This window comes from Amycolatopsis sp. NPDC101161, assembly GCF_044768185.1.
Lineage (GTDB): Bacteria > Actinomycetota > Actinomycetes > Mycobacteriales > Pseudonocardiaceae > Amycolatopsis.
In genome coordinates, this window is record NZ_JBIWPI010000002.1 from 1,988,658 (window position 1) to 2,007,828 (window position 19,171).

Annotated in this window: 17 protein-coding genes; 9 read left to right on the plus strand and 8 right to left on the minus strand. The window is 70.7% G+C overall.

Translation table 11 applies throughout. The annotated features are described in order from the left end of the window. Positions 1 to 72: 72 nt before the first annotated feature. Positions 73 to 405 carry a GroES family chaperonin gene (locus ACIRSS_RS20880; RefSeq protein ID WP_400897099.1) on the minus strand — a complete coding sequence of 111 codons (333 nt, stop codon included), beginning with the start codon at positions 403 to 405 and terminating at the stop codon, positions 73 to 75. 1 nt (position 406) lies between these two features. Next, complete coding sequence (locus ACIRSS_RS20885) at positions 407 to 2,221, minus strand: NHL domain-containing thioredoxin family protein (protein ID WP_400897592.1); 1,815 nt, start codon at positions 2,219 to 2,221, stop codon at positions 407 to 409. 165 nt (positions 2,222 to 2,386) lie between these two features. On the opposite strand from ACIRSS_RS20885, the gene ACIRSS_RS20890 reads away from it, so the two are divergent. After that, positions 2,387 to 2,962 (plus strand): hypothetical protein, encoded by a 576-nt coding sequence (locus ACIRSS_RS20890; protein WP_400897101.1) that lies wholly within the window; start codon positions 2,387 to 2,389, stop codon positions 2,960 to 2,962. 47 nt (positions 2,963 to 3,009) lie between these two features. Here the strand turns inward: ACIRSS_RS20890 and ACIRSS_RS20895 are convergent, their stop codons facing one another. The 4 genes from ACIRSS_RS20895 to ACIRSS_RS20910 all read right to left on the minus strand — a co-directional run bounded on the left by ACIRSS_RS20895 (position 3,010) and on the right by ACIRSS_RS20910 (position 7,863). Then, positions 3,010 to 5,325: an oxidoreductase gene (locus ACIRSS_RS20895; RefSeq protein WP_400897103.1), complete on the minus strand. Its 2,316-nt coding sequence runs from the start codon at positions 5,323 to 5,325 to the stop codon at positions 3,010 to 3,012. 61 nt (positions 5,326 to 5,386) lie between these two features. Beyond that, positions 5,387 to 6,145 carry an amino acid ABC transporter ATP-binding protein gene (locus ACIRSS_RS20900; protein ID WP_400897105.1) on the minus strand — a complete coding sequence of 253 codons (759 nt, stop codon included), beginning with the start codon at positions 6,143 to 6,145 and terminating at the stop codon, positions 5,387 to 5,389. Continuing rightward, complete coding sequence (locus tag ACIRSS_RS20905; RefSeq protein ID WP_400897107.1) at positions 6,142 to 6,945, minus strand: amino acid ABC transporter permease; 804 nt, start codon at positions 6,943 to 6,945, stop codon at positions 6,142 to 6,144. Before ACIRSS_RS20905 ends, ACIRSS_RS20900 begins: the two co-directional genes overlap by 4 nt. Positions 6,946 to 7,038: 93 nt before the next feature. Further along, a complete protein-coding gene (locus ACIRSS_RS20910; protein WP_400897109.1) occupies positions 7,039 to 7,863 on the minus strand; it encodes a transporter substrate-binding domain-containing protein in 825 nt (274 codons plus the stop codon). A gap of 148 nt (positions 7,864 to 8,011) precedes the next feature. Between ACIRSS_RS20910 and ACIRSS_RS20915 the strand changes: the two genes are divergently transcribed. From ACIRSS_RS20915 to ACIRSS_RS20925, 3 genes are read left to right on the plus strand one after another with little or no spacing between them, the layout of a single operon-like run. After that, positions 8,012 to 9,667, plus strand: coding sequence for a circularly permuted type 2 ATP-grasp protein (locus ACIRSS_RS20915; protein ID WP_400897594.1), 1,656 nt, complete (start codon positions 8,012 to 8,014; stop codon positions 9,665 to 9,667). A gap of 10 nt (positions 9,668 to 9,677) precedes the next feature. After that, entirely contained in the window at positions 9,678 to 10,625 is a 948-nt protein-coding gene (locus ACIRSS_RS20920; RefSeq protein WP_400897111.1) for an alpha-E domain-containing protein, read from the plus strand. After that, positions 10,622 to 11,464 carry a transglutaminase domain-containing protein gene (locus ACIRSS_RS20925; RefSeq protein WP_400897113.1) on the plus strand — a complete coding sequence of 281 codons (843 nt, stop codon included), beginning with the start codon at positions 10,622 to 10,624 and terminating at the stop codon, positions 11,462 to 11,464. Before ACIRSS_RS20920 ends, ACIRSS_RS20925 begins: the two co-directional genes overlap by 4 nt. On the opposite strand, the gene ACIRSS_RS20930 is transcribed toward ACIRSS_RS20925, so the two are convergent. Beyond that, on the minus strand, positions 11,461 to 12,465 hold the full coding sequence (locus ACIRSS_RS20930) for a hypothetical protein (protein ID WP_400897115.1): 1,005 nt from the start codon (positions 12,463 to 12,465) through the stop codon (positions 11,461 to 11,463). The two genes, ACIRSS_RS20925 and ACIRSS_RS20930, sit on opposite strands and share 4 nt — an antisense overlap. Positions 12,466 to 12,549: 84 nt before the next feature. On the opposite strand from ACIRSS_RS20930, the gene ACIRSS_RS20935 reads away from it, so the two are divergent. After that, positions 12,550 to 13,110 (plus strand): TetR/AcrR family transcriptional regulator, encoded by a 561-nt coding sequence (locus tag ACIRSS_RS20935; protein WP_400897117.1) that lies wholly within the window; start codon positions 12,550 to 12,552, stop codon positions 13,108 to 13,110. On the opposite strand, the gene ACIRSS_RS20940 is transcribed toward ACIRSS_RS20935, so the two are convergent. Then, positions 13,107 to 14,528: a M20/M25/M40 family metallo-hydrolase gene (locus ACIRSS_RS20940; RefSeq protein WP_400897119.1), complete on the minus strand. Its 1,422-nt coding sequence runs from the start codon at positions 14,526 to 14,528 to the stop codon at positions 13,107 to 13,109. The two genes, ACIRSS_RS20935 and ACIRSS_RS20940, sit on opposite strands and share 4 nt — an antisense overlap. A gap of 370 nt (positions 14,529 to 14,898) precedes the next feature. On the opposite strand from ACIRSS_RS20940, the gene pdhA reads away from it, so the two are divergent. From pdhA to ACIRSS_RS20960, 4 genes are all read left to right on the plus strand, one after another. Then, positions 14,899 to 16,104, plus strand: a complete 1,206-nt coding sequence (gene pdhA, locus ACIRSS_RS20945) for a pyruvate dehydrogenase (acetyl-transferring) E1 component subunit alpha (RefSeq protein WP_400897121.1) — start codon at positions 14,899 to 14,901, stop codon at positions 16,102 to 16,104. After that, entirely contained in the window at positions 16,104 to 17,096 is a 993-nt protein-coding gene (locus ACIRSS_RS20950; protein WP_400897123.1) for an alpha-ketoacid dehydrogenase subunit beta, read from the plus strand. The genes pdhA and ACIRSS_RS20950 overlap by 1 nt, the downstream gene beginning before the upstream one ends. Positions 17,097 to 17,112: 16 nt before the next feature. Beyond that, a complete protein-coding gene (locus tag ACIRSS_RS20955) occupies positions 17,113 to 18,450 on the plus strand; it encodes a dihydrolipoamide acetyltransferase family protein (RefSeq protein WP_400897125.1) in 1,338 nt (445 codons plus the stop codon). A gap of 123 nt (positions 18,451 to 18,573) precedes the next feature. Continuing rightward, positions 18,574 to 19,158 (plus strand): TetR/AcrR family transcriptional regulator, encoded by a 585-nt coding sequence (locus ACIRSS_RS20960; protein ID WP_400897596.1) that lies wholly within the window; start codon positions 18,574 to 18,576, stop codon positions 19,156 to 19,158. Positions 19,159 to 19,171: the final 13 nt, after the last annotated feature.

A 19,171-nucleotide genomic window follows, 5' to 3' on the forward strand; every position in this document is an offset into this window, starting at 1 on the left:
CGAACCCCCCGGCTCGGCGCGCTCGCGCTGGTTGTCGTCTGCCACGCCCCCTGCCCCTCTGCGGGAGTCGGCCTACAGGTAGAGCCCCGTGCCGTGCTCGGTCCGCTCCATCGCCACCGCGTGGATGTCGCGTTCGCGCATCACCAGGTGCCCTTCGCCCTGGATCTCGACCTCGAGCTGGTCGTCCGGGTTGAAGAGCACGCGGTCGCCGGTCTTGACGTTCCGCACACTGTTGCCGACGCCCAGTACATCACCCCACGCGAGCCGCCGCGCGACCTGCGCCGTCGCGGGGATCACGATGCCGCCGCTGCTGCGGCGCTCGCCCTCTTCCGGCGACAGCCGCACGAGGACGCGGTCGTGCAGCATCTGGATCTCGAGTTTCGGCCCGTCAGACACGGTTGGCATGCTACTCGGCGGGCGCGCCCGCCATGACCAGGCTCAGCTCGCTGGCCCCGTCCGCCGCCAGGCGCACCGGCACGCCCCAGTCCTGCCGGGTGATCCGGCACGCCGGGTGCTCGCCGCCGTCGTCGCAGCTCGCGGCCTGCGCGACGACCTGCAGCACGCCCTCGGTCACCCCGTCGGCGAGCCGGATCGTGCGCTTGAGATCCGTGCCGGTGCCGCCGCCCTCGGCCAGCAGCGAAGGCGGTGACGCGCTGATCTCCAGCCGGGTCGACGGGCCGAAGCGGTCGTCGAGCTTCTCGCCCGGCGGCGCCGCGAAGACGACCGAAAAGTCGATTTCGCCCGGCGCGAGCACGGTCGGTGGCCGGCGGACGGCGTGCGCGTCACCCGCGACGACCGTCGGCGCCGAGGACGAGTCCAGCGGGCCGATGCGGTTGCCCGCCGACTCGACGACCAGCAGCTCGCCCTCGTGCAGCAGCAGCCCCTGCGGCTCCGAAAGCCCGGTGGCGATCGTGGTCACTTGGCGCGTGAAGACGTCGAAGCGGCGTACGGCGCCGTTGTAGGTGTCCGCGATCGCGACCTTGTCGCCGGGCAGCACCGCCAGGCCGAGCGGGTGCTGCAGCAGCGCCTGGTCGGCCGGGCCGTCGGTGTGGCCGAACGAAAAGAGGTCGACGCCGATCGCCGTGTGCACGGTGAAGGACTCGCCGTCGGGCTCGATCCAGCGCAGCGCCGACGTCTCGGCGTCGGCGAGCCACAGCTTGTCGCCGTCCGGCGCGAGACCCGACGTCTGCGCGAAGAACGCTTCGCTGACGTCGCCGTCTCGCAGGCCTTCGACGGTCGTCCCCGCGAAGCGGCGGATGGTGCCGGCGACCGGGTCGAACACGCTCAACGTGTGGTTGCCCGCCATCGCGACGACGACCCCGCCGGCCGCGCCGTACCAGGCGACGTCCCACGGGCTCGTCAGGTCGACCTCGACGCCCTTGCCCGAGTCCGGCCCGCTGCGCCACTGCGCGCCGGTGCCGGCGACCGTCGTCACCTCGCCGGTGATCAGGTCCAGGCCGCGCAGCCGGTGACCGGCCGTGTCGGCGACGACGGCGTGGTAGCCGGCGCGCTCGGCGACGTCGTACGGCAGCAGCGCGATGCCCGACGGCTCGGCGAAGGTCGCGACGTCGAACGGGCCGTCCTGGCCGCCGCGTTCGCCGCTGCCGAAGCGCCGGATGACGGTCTCGCCGTCCGACGCGAACTCGACGATCGCGTGGTGCCCGGTGTCGGCGACGAGGACGCGCCCCTCGGCCGTCGCGACGGCCTTGCTCGGGAACCGCAGCTCGCTGGCCTGCTCTTCGACCGGGACGTATGGGCTGCCGCCGCGGCGAAGCGTCCCCTTCGCTTCGTGCTTGGTCACGAGCTCCGCGATGACGCGGCGAAGCGCCTCTTCGTGCCCTTCGCCCGCGGCGACGTGCACGACGTACCCCTCGGGGTCGACGACCGCGAGCGTCGGCCACGCGCGGACCGCGTACTGCGACCACAGCTCCATCTTCGGGTCGTTGACCACGGGGTGGTGCACGTCGTAGCGCCGGACGGCGGCTTCGATCGACGCGGGCTCGCCCTCGTGCAGGAACTTCGGCGAGTGGACGCCGATCGTCACGAGCACGTCCGCGAACTCGGCCTCGAGGGGACGCAGCTCGTCGAGGACGTGGAGGCAGTTGATGCAGCCGCTGGTCCAGAAGTCCAGCAGGACGATGCGGCCGCGCAGCCCGGCGAGGGTCAGCGGGCGGCCGCCGGTGTTCAGCCAGAGGTCGCCGCGCAGCTCGGGGGCGCGCACGCGGGCCTGCGGTCGGGGTGAAGTCACGGCAAGAGTGAACTACACGCGTTCACGCTCTGTTCCGAAGTCCAGCCGATGAGAGAACAAACTCACCCCATGGGGGTGCCCCGTGAAGACGGCGGAAAAGAACGCGCGGCGGGGTGAGCCGCCGCTTAGGCTCGGCACATGACCCCCGTCCAGCCGGCCGGCGCCCTCACCTTCGAGGAGGCACGGCACCTGCAGGAGAACCTCCGGGAACCGGTGCGTCCCGGGCTGACCGGACCCGAGCTCGACGACGTCGAGCGCCGCTTCGGTTTTCGCTTCGCCGCGGACCACCGCACGTTCCTGTCCGCCGGCGTCCCGATCGGCGACCGCTGGCCGGACTGGCGCTGCGGCAACCCGGAGCAGCTGCGCAAACGGTTGGCCTGGCCGGTCGACGGCGTCCTCTACGACGTCGAGCACAACGGCTTCTGGCTCCCCGACTGGGGCACCCGCCCGGTCGGCCCGGAGGACGCGGTCCGCGAAGCCCGCCGGCGCCTGGCGGACGTGCCGCAGCTGGTGCCGGTCTGCGGGCACCGGTACCTGCCGGGAATCCCGGGTGCGACGGGCTACCCGGTGCTGTCGGTGTACCAGACGGACATCATCGTGTACGGCTGTGACCTGCGGGATTACCTGCACCGCGAGTTCGCGACGGGCGGCATCAGCACGGCCCCACCGGACGGCCCGAGGTACATAGAGTTCTGGTCCCGCTTCATCGACTAACGGACTCTGGCGCTTTCTAGCACCAACGTTAGAAAGCCGAAGAGAGATCAATTCTCCCGGCGCAGCATCCGGCTCACACCGGCCGCGACGGTCGTCGCCAGGATCCAGCCCGACGCCGTGAACCCGGCCGCCACCCAGTTGTCCGTTCCGTGCATGTACCAGCGCGACTTGTTGCCGAAGTCCACGATCGGCACCAGCAGGTCCGCCGTGTAGATCACCGGGTTCCACTGCAGCCCCGTGTCCTGCTGGTTCACCACACACCGCGGGCCGTTCGAGATGATCTCGTGTGCCGGGTTCGATGCGGGCCGGTCGGCGCAGTCGTCCGTGCCCAGGCCGAACCACAGGCTGCCCAGCACCAGCAGCGTGAACAGCCAGCCCAGGGCGCGCACGGGGCGGTAGCCGTAGCCCACCATCGACCTCTGCAGCCAGCTCCACAGCCGGACCCCCGGGCCGAAGAACTTGAAGCCGCGCGCCAGCGCCTCGTACCTGAACTGCTGTTTGCGCAACGCCACCGTCGACGCGTGCTCTTCGTTGCCCGCCGCGCGGAGCATGTGGGCCAGCTGGTCGTACGGGCCCGGGCGGTAGCCGCGCATGGCTCGGCGGAGCAGCTCGATGCGGCGGTCGAGGGCCTTGTCGTCGTCGAGCGGGATTCCTCGGCCCAAGGCGTCGTAGCGGAAGTCCTCCAGCTCGATCCCGCCCGATGCCGCCCAGAACTCGTCGTTGTCCGTCAACGTTCCGCAGTGCGCGCGGCGCAGGACCACGCGGCCGGCCGGGGGCACGTTCGGCGTCAGCGTGAACTCGTCCGCCGCGACGTCGCCCGCGTCGAGGGCCACGCTGAACGGCGGCAGCGACCTCAGCTCCGAACCCCGCAGGTCCACGCGCCGGGCGACCTGCGCGCCGTCGAGGTTGACGCCACCCTCCGCGACGAACGGGCGGCTGTTGTTGTCCCGCAGCGTCAGGTCGCGGCCGATCCGGCCCGTTCGGATGTCCAGCGAAAAACTGCTGGTCGCGCGCAGTCCCGGCTCGGTCAACCGCGTGCCCGCCAGGTTGATCGAGCCGCCGACCTCGACGCCCTGCAGGCGCAGCGTGCCGTGGATCGTCGCGTCCGTGAGCTGGAAGTTGCCCGCGATCCGGGACCGGCGCGCCGAGAACACGTCACGGCCCGGATGGCGGAACATCGAGTTCCAGGCCAGGAAGTTGCCGCCGACCGTGACGTCGGCCAGGCGCAGCTGACCGGCGGGGACGCGCAGGCTCGTCGCCTCGATGTCGCCGCCGATATCGGTGCCGTCCAGGTGCAGCGCGCGGTCGTAGTACGGCTGGGACTTGCCGCGCACCACGCTGACCTCGGCGCCGGCCAGCCGCAGCGAGCCGCCGATCCGGGCGTTGACCATGCGCAGCGTGCCGAGCGCCTGCAGGCCGTCGGACAGCTCGACGTTGCCGTCGACGCGCATCCGGTCGGCCACCAGCGCGGGCCGCGGGTCGAGGTACGGGTCGTTGGACTTCCACGCGTCGACGGCGATCGGGCCCTGCTGGGACACCGTCAGCTTGGCCTCGCGCAGCGAGATGTCGCTGTCCACCGTGGCGCTCGGCAGGTACATGATCCCGGTGGCGGAGAAGCGTTTCCGCTGGCTGGCCGGCCCGTAGTTGTCGACCTCGCACAGGAGGCTGCCGCCGATGTGCAGGCCGTTGCCGTTGAGCGCGAAGCCGTCCGGGTTGTTCAGCGTGGCGCCCGAAAAGTTGACGTTACCGCCGGTCCGCAGGCCGGGGAGGCGGACTTCGCCGTTCGCGACCATCCGGTAGGCCAGCAACGCGCCGGTCAGCACGAGCCGGTCGGCCTGGATCGCCTTGCCGTGGGGGTGCGAGATCACCGTGCGGGTCAGCACCATCGACCCCTCGATGACGGCGTCGGTCAGGTTGACCGCGGCGTTCGGCATCCCGCGTTCGCGGTCGTCGCCGCGCTGGACGGTCGTCTCCTCGATCTCGCGGTCGGCGCCGTCGACCTGCACGACGCTGCGGATCAGCCGGACGTCGTTGCGGCTGCGCATGTTGCGGGCCTTGAGGCCGGGCAGCCAGCACTTGCGGAACACCAGCCCCAGCAGGTTCGCCTCACGCACGTCCGGCGGCTGCTCGAACCGGCAGCGCTCGAACCGGAACAGGTACTTCAGGTCCGCGGCGCGCAGGTCGAGCGTGCCGGTGATGTAGGCGTCCTCGACGTAGACGATCGGCGCGTTGGTGGCCGTCCGGCGCCAGCGCAGCAGGCCGCCGTTGCCGGGTTTCAGCAGGTCGGACGCCTTGACTTCGTACCGGCGGTCGGGGATGCCCGCGAAGGGGTCGAGGGGTGGCAGCGCGTTTTCGGTCGTCACGGACTGCCCCCTCCCTCACCCACTTTCAAAGTAGCGAACGCGAACGGAATTCGCAGGTGTTTCAGTCTTCGAGGCTGTGCGTCGGATCGAGGACCCGCTTCAGGAACGACTTCGTGCGCTCGTGCTGAGGATCGCCGATCACCTGGCTCGGCGGGCCCTGCTCGACCACGACGCCGCCGTCCATGAACAGCACGCTGTCGGCCACCTCGCGGGCGAACTGCATTTCGTGCGTCACGACCAGCATCGTCATGCCCTCTTCGGCCAGCTTCCGCATGACGGCCAGCACGTCGCCGACCAGCTCGGGGTCCAGCGCGGACGTCGGCTCGTCGAACAGCATGACGTCCGGGTTCATCGACAGCGCCCGCGCGATCGCGACGCGCTGCTGCTGCCCGCCGGAGAGCTGGCCGGGCAGCGAGGTCTCCTTCTCGCTCAGCCCGACCTTCTCGAGGTTCTCGCGCGCGACGCGCTCGGCCTCTTCCTTGCCGCGCTTGAGGACCTTGCGCTGCGCGACGGTCAGGTTGTCCAGGACCGTCAGGTGCGCGAAGAGGTTGAAGCCCTGGAAGACCATGCCGATCTTGCGCCGGGCGCCGTCGATGTCGACGTCCTCGTGGGTGATCTCGTTGCCGTTCACCACGATCTTGCCCTGCTGCGGCTCTTCGAGGAGGTTCACGCAGCGCAGCAAGGTGGACTTGCCGGAGCCGGACGGCCCGATGATGCAGACGACCTGGCCGCGCTCGACCTGCAGGTCGATGCCCTTGAGCACCTCGAGCGGGCCGAACGCCTTGTGCAGGCCGGTAATTTCGACGATCACGTCGCTCACTTGGTACCCCCGGCCACTCCGGCCCCGTATTTCTTCTCCAGCCGCTGCTGCAGGATCGACAGCGGGATGGTGATGACCAGATAGCAGAGGCCCGCGACGACGATCGGGGTCAGGCCCTTCGCCTCCAGCAGCGCCTGCCGGCTGAACTGCGCGAGCTCCTGCTGCGCCGGCGTCGTGCCGAGCAGGAACGCCAGCGACGAGTCCTTGGTCAGCATGATCAGCTCGTTCGCCAGCGGCGGCAGCACGATCCGGAACGCCTGCGGGATGACGATGGTGATCATCGACCTCGTCGGCGACATGCCGAGCGAGCGGGCGGCCTCGACCTGCCCGCGCGGGACGGCCTGGATGCCGGCCCGGATCGTCTCGGCCATGTAGGCCGACGACACGATGCCGAGCGCGATCATGATGGAGATGTTGCGCGGCAGGTGGGTGTCCGGGAAGGCGATCGGGACACCGACGCCGACCGCCAGGAAGATGAGCAGCGCGGGCAGGCCGCGGAAGAACTCGATGTAGCCGCGTGCGAACCACCGGTACGGCCCCACCGAGGAGAGCCGCATCAGGGCGAGCACCAGGCCGAGGCCCAGGCCCAGCGCGAAGCCGAGCGCGGTGAAGATGATGGTGTTCTTCAGCGCCACGGTGATGACGTCGGGGAACTGCTTCGCCGCGACGTCGAGGTCGAAGAACGCCCGGCCGATCTGGCCCCAGTTGGCCAGGAAGGCGAGCACGACGACGATCACGAGCAACAGGACGTACTGCGCACCCCGGAACGCCGATCGTCGCTGGCGTCGGCTCAGTGCCATTTCACTCCTCGAGCAGGCCCGGAAAGGGCGTTCAAGACACCACTGGAAACGCCGCTGTGGCCGGTGCCGAAGCACCGGCCACAGGCGGAGGTCTTACTGGGTGGGGCTACCGGGCAGCCAGGTCGGCGCCTTGCCGAACCACTTCTGGTAGATCTGCGCGTAGGTGCCGTCCGACACCGAGGCCTTCAACGTGTCGTTGATCGCCGTGACCAGGGCGGAGTTGCCCTGCTTGACGCCGATTCCGTAGAACTCGTTCGTCTTGAACTCGGTCGCGACGGCGGTGTCCGGGTTCGTCTTCACGAAGTCGTACAGCACGCCGTTGTCGTTGACGCCCGCGTCGACCGTACCGTTCTTGACCGCCTGCTCCTCGAGGGCGAGGTCGTCGAACGTGACGATCTCGGCGCCCTTCGCGTGCTCCTTGGCGTAGTCGGCGCCGGTCGTGGCCGACTGGACGCCGATCTTCTTGCCGGCGACGTTGCTGAAGTCCTTGATCGGCGAGCCCGACTTGACCAGCAGTGCCTGCGTGGCCTCGAAGTAGGGCTGCGAGAAGTCGAACTTCTGCTTGCGCTTGTCGGTGATCGTCATGCCCGCCGCGGCCAGGTCGCACTGGCCGGAGTTCATGGCCTCGCCCGATTCGATGTTCTCGAACGCGATGTCCACGATGTTCTGCGTGACGGAGAGCTTCTTCGCGACCAGGTCCACGAGGTCGACGTCGAAGCCGACGATCTTGTCGCCCTGCTTGACCTGGAACGGCTGGTAGGGCAGGTGCGTGCAGGTCGTGAGCTTGCCCGCGGCGATGAGCTGGACACCACCGGCTGCGGTGCCGCCGCTGTCGCCCCCGCACGCGGCCAGGGCACCGGCCGCCAGGGCGAGAGCCGGGATCAGGGCGAGCGCCTTGAGTTGGGGTACTCGGGCCACGTCGTCACTCCTTGTAGTTCTCAGGTTCTGAGAGCACGCATATTGCCACTCATCCATACCAAAGCACAGCACTGTCGAGTTACGGCGACGTTTCGCACCGCGCCCACCTGAACGAGAGTGTCGCGCACGAAGGGGCACGTGGGTGAGGATGTCGTTCATGAACGCGACCCCGCCCCGGCTGCCCCCGTCCGGTCGACGCGCGAGGAGGGCGACGACCCGCCGGATCACCCGGCCGGGGGCGCGGTTCGAGGGGTACCTCTCCCCGGAACGCCCGCACGCCGGCGCCTACGACGAGATGTTCGCCCCGGACGGCACGGTCCGCGGCCCGTACCGCGCGCTGTACGAGTCGATCGCCGCGCTCGACGCGCACGACCTGAACTCGCGGTCGCAGGCGCTGGACCGGGCGATGGTCGACCAGGGCATCACGTTCTCGCTGTCCGGGCAGGAGCGGCCGTTCCCGCTGGACCTGGTGCCGCGGGTGATCCAGGCGGCGGAGTGGACGAAGCTCGAGCGCGGGGTCGCCCAGCGCGTCCGCGCGCTCGAGGCGTTCCTCGCCGACATCTACGGCGACCGGCAGATCCTGCGCGACGGCGTGCTGCCGCGGCGGCTGATCACCTCGTGCGAGCACTTCCAGCGGGAGGCGTTCGGCATCAACCCGCCGAACGGCGTGCGCCTCCACGTGTCCGGAGTGGACCTGGTGCGCGACGAAGAGGGCACGTTCCGGGTGCTGGAGGACAACCTCCGCAACCCGTCCGGGGTGTCGTACGTGATGGAGAACCGGCGGACGATGGCGCGGGTCTTCCCGGACCTGTTCGCCCAGCACCGGGTCCGCCCGGTCGGTGACTACGCGTCACACCTGCTGCGGGCGCTGCGGGCGGCGGCCGCGGCGAACGTGGCCGACCCGATGGTCGTCGTGCTGACCCCGGGCGTCTACAACTCGGCCTACTTCGAGCACTCGCTGCTCGCGCGGCTGATGGGCGTCGAGCTGGTCGAAGGCCGGGACATGTTCTGCCGCGACAACGTCGTCTACCTGCGCACGACCGAGGGCGAGCGCCAGGTCGACGTCATCTACCGGCGCATCGACGACGAGTTCCTCGATCCGGTGCACTACCGGCCGGACTCGGTGCTCGGCATCGCCGGCGTCCTCAACGCGGCGCGCGCGGGCAACGTCGTGGTCGCGAACGCCATCGGCAACGGCGTCGGCGACGACAAGCTCGTCTACACCTACGTGCCCGAGATGGTGCGGTACTACCTGAACGAGAAGCCGCTGCTGCCCAACGTGGACACGTTCCGGTGCTGGCTGCCGGACGAGTTCGACCACGTCATGGCCCACCTGGACGAGCTGGTCGTCAAGCCGGTCGAGGGGTCGGGCGGCTACGGGATCGTCTTCGGCCCGGAGGCGACCCCGGCGGAACTGGCGACGCTGCGGCGGAAGGTGCGCGCGAACCGGCGCGGCTGGATCGCGCAGCCGGTGGTCCAGCTCTCGACCGTGCCGGCCAAGGTGGACGACCGGCTCGCGCCGCGGCACGTCGACCTGCGGCCGTTCGCGGTCAACGACGGCAAGGACATCTTCGTCCTGCCCGGCGGCCTGACGCGGGTGGCGCTGCCGGAGGGCAGCCTGGTCGTCAACTCCTCGCAGGGCGGCGGCTCGAAGGACACGTGGGTGCTGGCTTCGCGCGCGTCCAGTGTCGAACGGGAGCTGGAACAGCCCGCGCTCGGCGCGATGCCCACTGTGGACGGGCTGGTCGCCGAGCAGGGACCCGAGCTGACGTCGTCCCAGCAGCAACAGCAACAGCAGAGCTAGGGAGGTTCGGATGCTGGCACGCAACGCGGAGTCGCTGTACTGGATCGGCCGGTACGTCGAACGCGCCGACGACACCTCCCGGATCCTCAACGTCTCGGTCCACCAGCTGCTGGAGGACGCGACCGTCGACCCGGACCACGCGAGCCGCCAGCTCCTGGCGGTCCTGGGCATCGACCCGGCGGGCGCGGAGTCCCTGGACGTGTGGAAGCTGACCGAGCTGGTGGCGTACGGGAAGGACAACCCCGCGTCGATCGTCGGCTCGATCAACTCGGCGCGCGAGAACACCCGCGGCGCCCGCGAGGTCGTCTCGACCGAGTTGTGGGAATGCCTGAACGCGACGTGGAACGCGGTGCCCGACCGGCAGCGCTACGCCCGGCGCGCCGGGCCGCACGCGTTCCTGTCGTTCGTCGAGGAGCGCGCGGCGATGTTCGCCGGGCTGGCCGACTCGACGATGAGCCGGGACGACGGCTGGCTGTTCATGGTGCTGGGCCGCTCGATCGAACGCGCCGACATGGTGGTGCGGCTGCTGCTGTCCCGGGTCGCGGACCGCGCGTCCTCCCCGGGCTGGATCACCGTGCTGCGCTCGGCCGGCGCGCAGGACACCTACCTGCGCACCTACCGCGGCGCGCTGGACGCCGGCCGCGTCGTGCAGTTCCTGTTGCGCGACACGCTGTTCCCGCGCTCGGTGTTCCACGCGCTGCGCCAGGCCGAGGAGTGCCTGCAGCGGCTCGACCCGGGTGGCGGCGCGCGCACCAACGAGAAGTCCGAGGCCCTGCGCGAGCTCGGCCGGGCCCGCAGCGAGCTGGAGTTCCTCCGCCCGTCGGAGCTGCTCACCGACCTGCCGCGGCGGCTCGCGGCGTTGCAGACGTCGATCAAGGAGATCGGGGAAGCGGTGTCCTTGCAGTACTTCAGCACGTCCCCGTGGGTGGCGTGGAGCGGCGCGGAGGTTTCGCTGTGACGTGGCAGCTGCGGGTGGCGCACCGGACGGGGTACCGGTACGCGACGCCGGCGACGCAGTCCTACAACGAGGCGCGGCTGACCCCGCGCTCGGACCGCCGCCAGACGACCGTCGCGACGCGCATCGAGACGACCCCGGCGACCCGCGCCTACCGGTACACCGACTACTGGGGCACGGTCGTGACGTCGTTCGACCTCCACGCGCCGCACACCGAGTTCACGGTGCTGGCGACGTCGGTGGTCGAGACGGCGGACGAGGCCGAGCCGATCCGCACCGCGACCTGGAAGGACCTGCGGTCCGAGACCGTCGTCGACCACCGCACGGAGTACCTGACGCCGACCGACTACACCCCGCGCGACGCCACGCTGGCGCGCGAGGCCCGCGAGCTGCGGACCGGCCTCGACCCGGCGGACGCGGTCCTGGCGGTGTGCGAGTGGGTGAACAAGCAGCTCAAGTACCAGCCGGGCACGACCGGCGTCCACTCGACGGCGACGGACGCCTGGCAGGCGCGGGAAGGCGTCTGCCAGGACTTCGCGCACGTCACGCTGGTGATGCTGCGGGCGATCGGCGTCCCGGCGCGGTACGTCTCGGGCTACCTCCACACGAAGCCGGACGCCAAGCTCGGCGAGGTGGTCGAGGGCGAGTCGCACGCCTGGGTCGACGTCTGGACCGGCGGCTGGTGGGCGTACGACCCGACGAACGCGATCCCGGTCGGCCCCCGGCACGTGTGGGTGGCGATGGGCCGGGACTACGCGGACGTGGCGCCGTTGAAGGGCATCTTCACCGGCGGCGGTCAGTCCACTTTGGACGTCTCGGTCCACCTGACCCGGCTCGCCTAGACGCCCACGAAGGTTCCGCCCGCCGCTTCGGCCACGTCCGCGCCGAGGGCGGACGCCGGCGTGTGCGCGCCGGGCTTGCCTTCGCCGCGGGCCAGGCGCGCCGCGACCTCGGCCACGACCGCGTTGGTGAAGTCCATGCCCTCGCCGGCGCGGAGCCAGCCGTCGCGCGTGGTGCCGTCGGGCCAGGTGACGACGGCGTGGCCCCACGAGTGCGTGCGGGGACGCGGCGCCGCCTTCGTCGTCACGCGCGCCAGCCGCCGGACCGCGAACCGGCGCACGACCGGGATCGCCACCACCCGGGCGAGCAGGGGCAATAGCGCCCGGACCACCGGAGCGGCCGGCGCGATCGCGGAGACGACCGTGACGTCCGGCGCGCCGCTCGCGCGCTGGGCGGCGATCAGCTCGCCCGAGGGGATGCCCGCCGCCCGCACCGACTCGCCGTCCGGCAGGGCGATGGTTCTCGGGGCCGCGCCGGGCTTGGCCGTGGTGAGGGCGTCGACGATGCTGGCGGCCAGCGCGACCCCCACGGCACCCGCTTCGACGGCGACGGACGCCAGCGCGTCGACCTGCACGCGGCTCGGCGTGTCACGTCCCTCGCACAGCTTCGCCACGACGGCTTCCGTGGCCAGGACGCCGAAGCCGGCGCCGGTCACGAAGGTGCTGCCACCGGCCAAGGCCTCCTCGTGCAGGTCAAGAAGCCGCGAGACGGCGGCGAGGTCCGCGGCCAGGTCGACGTAGTGCCCGCCGGGCAGGCACGCCCGCGCGATCGTCGCGGCCGTGGCGGCGTACTCGCCGATCGTGTTCACGACGACCGCCGGCCGCTGCCGCCGGATCTCCGCCGCGATGGCCTCGACGCCGTCGGCGACGACGTACTTCGAGCCGCTCGTCTCCAGCCGTTCCCGGTCGCGCCCGACCAGCACGACCGGCACGCCCCGCCGCTCGAGCTCGGCGGTGATGCCCCGGCCGGTCCGGCCCAGCGCCCCGAGTACCCAGATCTCCATGTCGACCTCCAGTGACGTCTCAGTGTGTCATCACTGAGGCTAGCACGTGACGACACAGTGAGACGTCACTTGTAGGCTGAAGGCGTGGCCAGATGGGATCCCGGGACCGCGGACCGGCTGCGGAAAGCCGCGCTCGAGCTGTTCGCCGAGCACGGCTACGACGCCGTGACCGTGACGCAGATCGCCGAGCGCGCCGGGATCACCCGCCGCTCGTACTTCCGCTACTTCCCCGACAAGCGCGAAGTCCTCTTCGCCGGCGCGGAGCAGCTACCGCCCGCGGTCGCCGAAGCCGTCCTCGCCGCCGAAGAGGCGGAGTCGCCGCTTCGCACGGCCCTCGGCGCGCTGGTCGAGGTGGGCACGCAGGTCACGCGGCTCGTCGACCCGTCGCCGGAACGCCGGGCCGTGATCGCTTCGAGCGCCGAGCTCCGCGAACGCGAGCGGAGCAAGGGCGCGGCGATCACGGCCGCGATCCGGGACGCCCTGCAGCGGCGCGGAACATCGCCCGAGCTGGCGAAACCGGCGGCGGAGGTCGCGGCGATCATCCTCGGCGACGCCTTCGACCGCTGGATCGACTCGGGCGGCGACCAGGAGTTCCCGGCGTGCCTGGAGACGGCCGCCGCGACCTTGCGCGATGCCTGCCGCTAGCCGCGGGCGTGCGCGTCCAGGATGTGCGCGACGGCCTCGGTGACCCGCTGCGCGTAGTCCAGGTGCAGCCACTCGTCCGGCACGTGGATGTTCGAGTCGGACCCGCACGCGCCGGTGACCAGGAACTGCGCCTCCGGGTACTTGCGCGAGAGCAGGCCCATGAACGGGATCGACCCGCCCATGCCGGCCGCCCGGTGCGGCTGCCCGAAGACCTCGTCGCTGACCGTGCGCAGGGCATTCGTCAGCCACGGCGCCTCGGTCGGCGCGTTCCAGCCGTCCTCCGCCTGCGGGTTGTGGCCGAAGGTGACCTTCGCGCCGTACGGGACGTCGGTGGTCAGGGCCTTCTTGACGGCTTCGAGGCCCTTCTCGGCGTCGGCCGTCGGCGGGAGCCGGAAGCTCAGGGTCAGCGTGGTGCTCTCGCGCAGGACGTTGCCGGCGTCGGCGGGCTTCGGGAAGCCGTCGGCGCCGATCACCGAGAGCGTCGGCCGCCAGGTGTTGTTGAGGGCCAGCTCCAGCGCGTCTTCGGTGATCACACGGCCGCCTTCGACCAGCGGGAACGCCGTCTTGAGCGCGTCGGGGAAGTTCTGCGAGACGGCCTTCAGCTCGGCCAGCCGGTTCGCCGGGACGTCCACCTTCAGCTCGTCGAGCAGCAGCTCACCGGTGGTGCTGTCTTCGAGCCGTTCGAGCAGCTTCCGCAGCACGCGGAACGAGCTGGCGACGACGCCGGAAGCGACGCCGGAGTGCTGCGCCGAGCCCAGCAGCTGCACGGTGACGTCCAGGTGCAGCATCCCGCGCAGGCTCGTGACCAGCCACAACCGCTCGTAGTCGCTGCCGCCGGCGTCCAGGCAGACCACCAGCGAGACCTCGCCGATCCGGTCGGCCAGGTGCTCGACGTACGCGGGGAGGTCGGGGCTGCCCGACTCCTCGCCGGTCTCCAGCAGCACGACGATGCGGGCGTGCTCGCCGCCGGCCGCGTGCACGGCCTGGATCGCCGACGTCGCCGCGTAGCCGGAGTAGCCGTCGTCGACGGACCCGCGGCCGTACAGCCGGCCGTCGCGGATCACCGGCGTCCACGGGCCGAGGCCCTCGGACCAGCCACCGACGGGCGGCTGCTTGTCGAGGTGGCCGTACATCAGGACGGTGCCCTTGCCCGCCGCGCCCGGGGTCGCCGGGACGTCGACGAGCAGCAGGGGCGTGCGGCCTTCGAGCTGGACGACGTCGAGGGTCGCGCCCGGCAGGTCGCGCGCGGCGATCCACTCGCGGACGTGGTCGACGGCGGCGGCCAGGTGCCCGGTGTTCGCCCAGTCGGCGTCGAAGGCCGGGGACAGGGCGGGGATGGCCACCAGCCCGGACAGGCTCGGGATGACGTCGTCGGTCCACGACGTCACGACGGATTCACGAACGGATTTCTGCTCCACGCCGCCATCGTGCCACGGGGCTCCGACAGTGCGGCACGTCACAAGGTCGTCCCCGGAGTGGGTGAACGCGGCGCGTCCGGTGCGCGTGGTGACGCGGCCACGCCTGGTGAGCGCGCGAGTCGATTCCCTACTCTCGTAGGTCCGATGCTCGGGCTTCCAAGCGTTTTCCCTGTTCAGAGCCCCTTTCTCAGCAACAAATCAGCATCCGTCACTGACCAAAACCACGACCTTCGTGCCAGGATGGCGGCGAGAACCGTCAACGCCGACGGTGACCGAGCGCTTCGGACCCGATGCGCTGGTCCCCGCCGGTGCAGTCGCTGTGGTCGCCACAAGCGGCCGCCAGAGGCACCGACACCGAGGAGTACTGCGCATGCCGTCCGAACAGTGGACGCACCCGGAGCCAGGAGACGGGCCGGCCGCCGTAGCGGCCCAGCCATCCCCCGAGCAGGTGATCGCCGGATTGCGGGCAACCAGCGAAGGTGGCGCTGAGCTGACTCAGCTGCTCACCCCCGAAGGCGAACGGGTCCCCTCGCCCCAGTTCGACAAGTACGTCGAGGACATCGACGCCGAAGCGCTGCGCGGCCTCTACCGCGACATGGTGCTGGTGCGCCGCGCCGACCGCGAAGCCAACGCCATGCAGCGCCAGGGCCAGCTCGGCATCTGGGTCCCGCTGCTCGGGCAGGAAGCCGCGCAGATCGGCTCCGGCCGGGCGCTGAAGAAGAACGACATGGCGTTCCCCAGCTACCGCGAGCACGGCGTCGCGTACGCGCGCGGGGTCGACATGAAGGACCTGCTGGGCATCTTCCGGTGCACCGACCACAGTGGCTGGGACTACCAGGGCACCGGGTTCCACCCGTACACCATCGTGATCGGCAACCAGGTGCTCAACGCCGCCGGCTACGCGATGGGCCAGAAGTTCGAGGGCAAGGTCGGGGACGACGACGGCGAAGCGACCATCTGCTACTTCGGCGACGGCGCCACTTCGCAGGGTGATGTCCACGAAGGATTCGTCTGGGCCGCCGTCTACGACGCGCCGCTGGTGTTCTTCTGCCAGAACAACCAGTGGGCGATCTCCGAGCCGACCGAGCGCCAGTCGCGCCTGCCGCTGTACCAGCGCGCCCGCGGCTACGGCTTCCCCGGCATCCGCGTCGACGGCAACGACGTCCTGGCCTGCCTGGCGGTGTCCCGCTGGGCGCTCGACGAGTGCCGCCACGGCAACGGACCCGTCCTGATCGAGGCGTTCACCTACCGGATGGACGCGCACACGACGACCGACGACCCGACCCGCTACCGCCTCTCCGACGAGCTGGAGGAGTGGAAGCTCAAGGACCCGATCGAGCGCGTCCGGGCGTTCCTGGCCCGCGGTGGCTACGCCGACCAGGCCTACTTCGACAGCGTCCAGGCCGACGCGGACGCCTTCGCCGCCGACCTGCGCGAGTACACGTTCAACATGCCGGAGCCCCCGCCGGAGCGGATCTTCAGCAACGTCTACGCCGAGGGCAACCCGGTGCTGGACGCGCAGCGCGAAGAGTTCCTGTCCTACCTCGACGGCTTCGTATCGGCGGGTGAGCACTGATGACCGACCTCCAGAAACTCACCATCGGCAAGGCGCTCAACCTCGGCCTGCGCCGCGCGATGGAAGAAGACCCCAAGGTCCTGATCATGGGCGAGGACGTCGGCAAGCTCGGCGGCGTCTTCCGGATCACCGACGGCCTGCAGAAGGACTTCGGCGAGCAGCGCGTGCTGGACACGCCGCTCGCGGAGTCCGGCATCATCGGCACCGCGGTCGGCCTGGCCGTGCGCGGCTTCCGGCCGGTCTGCGAGATCCAGTTCGAGGGCTTCATCTTCCCGGGCTTCGACCAGATCTCCTCGCAGCTGGCGAAGCTGCACTACCGGACGCAGGGCAAGGTCAAGATGCCCGTCGTGATCCGGGTGCCGTTCGGCGGCGGGATCGGCGCGGTCGAGCACCACTCGGAGTCGCCGGAGTCGCTGTTCGCGCACATCCCGGGCCTCAAGGTCGTGTCCATTTCGAACGCCGTCGACGCCTACTGGGGCATCCAGGAAGCGATCAAGTCGGACGACCCGATCCTGTTCTTCGAGCCCAAGCGCCTGTACCACTCGGGTGCGCTGCGCGCGGAGATCGACGTCGCGGGCACGCCGCAGAAGATGTTCTCCTCGCAGGTCGTGCGCGAAGGCACGACGGCGACGGTCGTCGCGTACGGCCCGTCGGTGAAGGTCGCGCTCGACGCGGCCGCCGCGGCGGAGGACGAGGGCAAGTCGCTCGAGGTCATCGACCTGCGCACGCTCTCGCCGCTCGACCTCGGCCCGGTGTTCGAGTCGGTGCGCAAGACCGGCCGCCTGATCGCGCTCTCGGAGGCGCCGTCCGAGTCGTCGCTGACGTCGGAGATCGCCGCGCGCGTCCAGCAGGAGTGCTTCTACTCGCTGGAAGCGCCCGTCCTCCGGGTGACCGGGTTCGACACGCCGTACCCGCCCGCCAAGCTCGAGGAGCACTACCTCCCCGACCTGGACCGGGTGCTGCACGCCGTCGACCGCTCGCTGGCCTGGTAAGGGGGATCTCCGCGCAATGCCTACGTACAAACAGTTCCCCCTGGCCGACACCGCCGAGGGGCTGACCGAAGCCGACATCCTGAACTGGCACGTGAAGCCGGGCGACACGGTGACGGTCAACCAGATCGTCGTCGAGATCGAGACCGCGAAGGCCGCCGTCGAGCTGCCGATCCCGTGGGCCGGGGTCGTCACGGAGCTGCTCGTCGAGCCGGGGCAGACGGTGGAGGTCGGCACGCCGATCCTCACCATCGACGTCGACCCGGGTGGCGCTTCGGCTCCGGCCGCGGCTGCTCCCGCCGCCCCGGCTCCGGCCGAGGAAGAGGAGATGAAGCCGCTGGTCGGCTACGGCTCCAAGGCCGTCGTCACGCAGCGGCGGGCCCGCAAGGGTTCGGAACCCGCTCCGGCCGTTGCCGTCGCCGCTCCTCCGGCTCCCGCTCCCGCTGCCCCGGTTGCTCCGGCTGCTCCGGTTGCCCCTGCTGCTCCGCGCGGCGGGTACGTCCCGCTGGCGAAGCCGCCGGTGCGGAAGCTGGCGAAGGACCTCGGCGTCGACCTGCACGCGCTGACCGGCACCGCGTCGGGCGGCGTGATCACCCGCGAGGACGTCGAGCGGGCGGCCAACGGGACACCGGTCGTCGAGTCCGTTGTGGACAGCGGCTCCCGCGAGCGGCGCGTGCCGATCAAGGGCGTCCGCAAGATGACCGCGGCCGCGATGGTGCAGAGCGCGTACACCGCTCCGCACGTCACGGAGTTCCTGACCATCGACGTCACGCCGATGATGGAGTTCCGCGAGAAGCTGAAGAAGTCGCGGGAGTTCGCGGGCGTGAAGGTGACGCCGCTGACGTTCGCGGCGAAGGCCGTGTGCCTGGCGGCGAAGCGCACCCCGGACGTTAACGCGGTCTGGGACGAGGCGGCGCAGGAGATCGTCTACAAGGACTACGTGCACCTCGGCATCGCGGCGGCGACCCCGCGCGGCCTGATCGTGCCCAAGGTCCGCGACGCCGACTCGATGTCGCTGAAGGAGCTGGCGATCGCGCTGACCGAGCTGACGGAGGTCGCTCGTCAGGGCAAGACGTCGCCGGCGGACATGGCGAACGGCACGATCACGATCACCAACGTGGGCGTGTTCGGCGTCGACACCGGAACGCCGATCATCAACCCGGGCGAGTCCGCGATCCTGTGCCTCGGCGCGATCAAGGACCAGCCGTGGGTGGTGGACGGCGAGATCAAGGTCCGCAAGGTGCTGCAGCTGTCGCTGAGTTTCGACCACCGCGTGGTCGACGGCCAGCAGGGCTCGGAGTTCCTGGCCGACGTCGGCGCCCTGCTGGCCGACCCGGCCATGGCGATGACGTACTGAGTTTCCGCAGGTGAGGGCCGTCTTCGGGCGGCCCTCACTTTTACTCATTTGACTGAGTGAGCACTCACTCCGCACAATGGCAGCATGACCCCAGCACCCGAAACCCGGCGCAGAGCGCCGAGCATGAGCGCCGAAGACCGGCGCGCCATGATCGTGCACGCGGTGCTGCCGCTCCTCATGGAGCACGGCACCGCGGTCACGACCAGCCAGATCGCCCGCGCCGCCGGCATCGGTGAGGGCACCATCTTCCGCGCGTTCAAGGACAAGGACGAGCTGTTCGACGCCTGCACCGCCGAGGTGCTGCGCCCCGACCACGTCCTCGACGCGATCGCCGAGATCCCCGTCGAGCAGCCCCTGGCGGACCGGCTCGTCGAGGCCGCCGACGCGCTCGGCGCCCACTTCGAGCGGATGGGCGCGCTGATGGGCGCCCTGCACGCGTCCGGCCGCGTCCGGCACCGCGACCCGGAGCAGCGCGCGAAGAGCCGCACGATGAAGGGCGGCCGCAGCGAGTCCATGACCGCCATGCGCGGCGCGATCACCGAACTGTTCGAACCCGACAAGGACCACCTGCGGCTGACCCCCGAGCAGCTCGCCGCCCTGTTCCTGACCCTGCTGTTCGGCGGCCGCCGGATGGCGCCGATCGACGACGCCCCCACCACGCGCCAGGTGGTCGACGTCTTCCTGCACGGCGCCGTGGAGGCCCCGTGATCCCGGGCGGTGG

Coding starts and splice junctions, on each gene's coding strand:
- ACIRSS_RS20915 (WP_400897594.1), top strand. CDS start 8,012: ATGTCGTTCATGAACGCGACCCCGCCCCGGCTGCCCCCGTCCGGTCGA.
- ACIRSS_RS20890 (WP_400897101.1), top strand. CDS start 2,387: ATGACCCCCGTCCAGCCGGCCGGCGCCCTCACCTTCGAGGAGGCACGG.
- ACIRSS_RS20950 (WP_400897123.1), top strand. CDS start 16,104: ATGACCGACCTCCAGAAACTCACCATCGGCAAGGCGCTCAACCTCGGC.
- ACIRSS_RS20920 (WP_400897111.1), top strand. CDS start 9,678: ATGCTGGCACGCAACGCGGAGTCGCTGTACTGGATCGGCCGGTACGTC.
- ACIRSS_RS20955 (WP_400897125.1), top strand. CDS start 17,113: ATGCCTACGTACAAACAGTTCCCCCTGGCCGACACCGCCGAGGGGCTG.
- ACIRSS_RS20905 (WP_400897107.1), bottom strand. CDS start 6,945: ATGGCACTGAGCCGACGCCAGCGACGATCGGCGTTCCGGGGTGCGCAG.
- ACIRSS_RS20880 (WP_400897099.1), bottom strand. CDS start 405: ATGCCAACCGTGTCTGACGGGCCGAAACTCGAGATCCAGATGCTGCAC.
- ACIRSS_RS20930 (WP_400897115.1), bottom strand. CDS start 12,465: ATGGAGATCTGGGTACTCGGGGCGCTGGGCCGGACCGGCCGGGGCATC.
- ACIRSS_RS20960 (WP_400897596.1), top strand. CDS start 18,574: ATGAGCGCCGAAGACCGGCGCGCCATGATCGTGCACGCGGTGCTGCCG.
- pdhA (WP_400897121.1), top strand. CDS start 14,899: ATGCCGTCCGAACAGTGGACGCACCCGGAGCCAGGAGACGGGCCGGCC.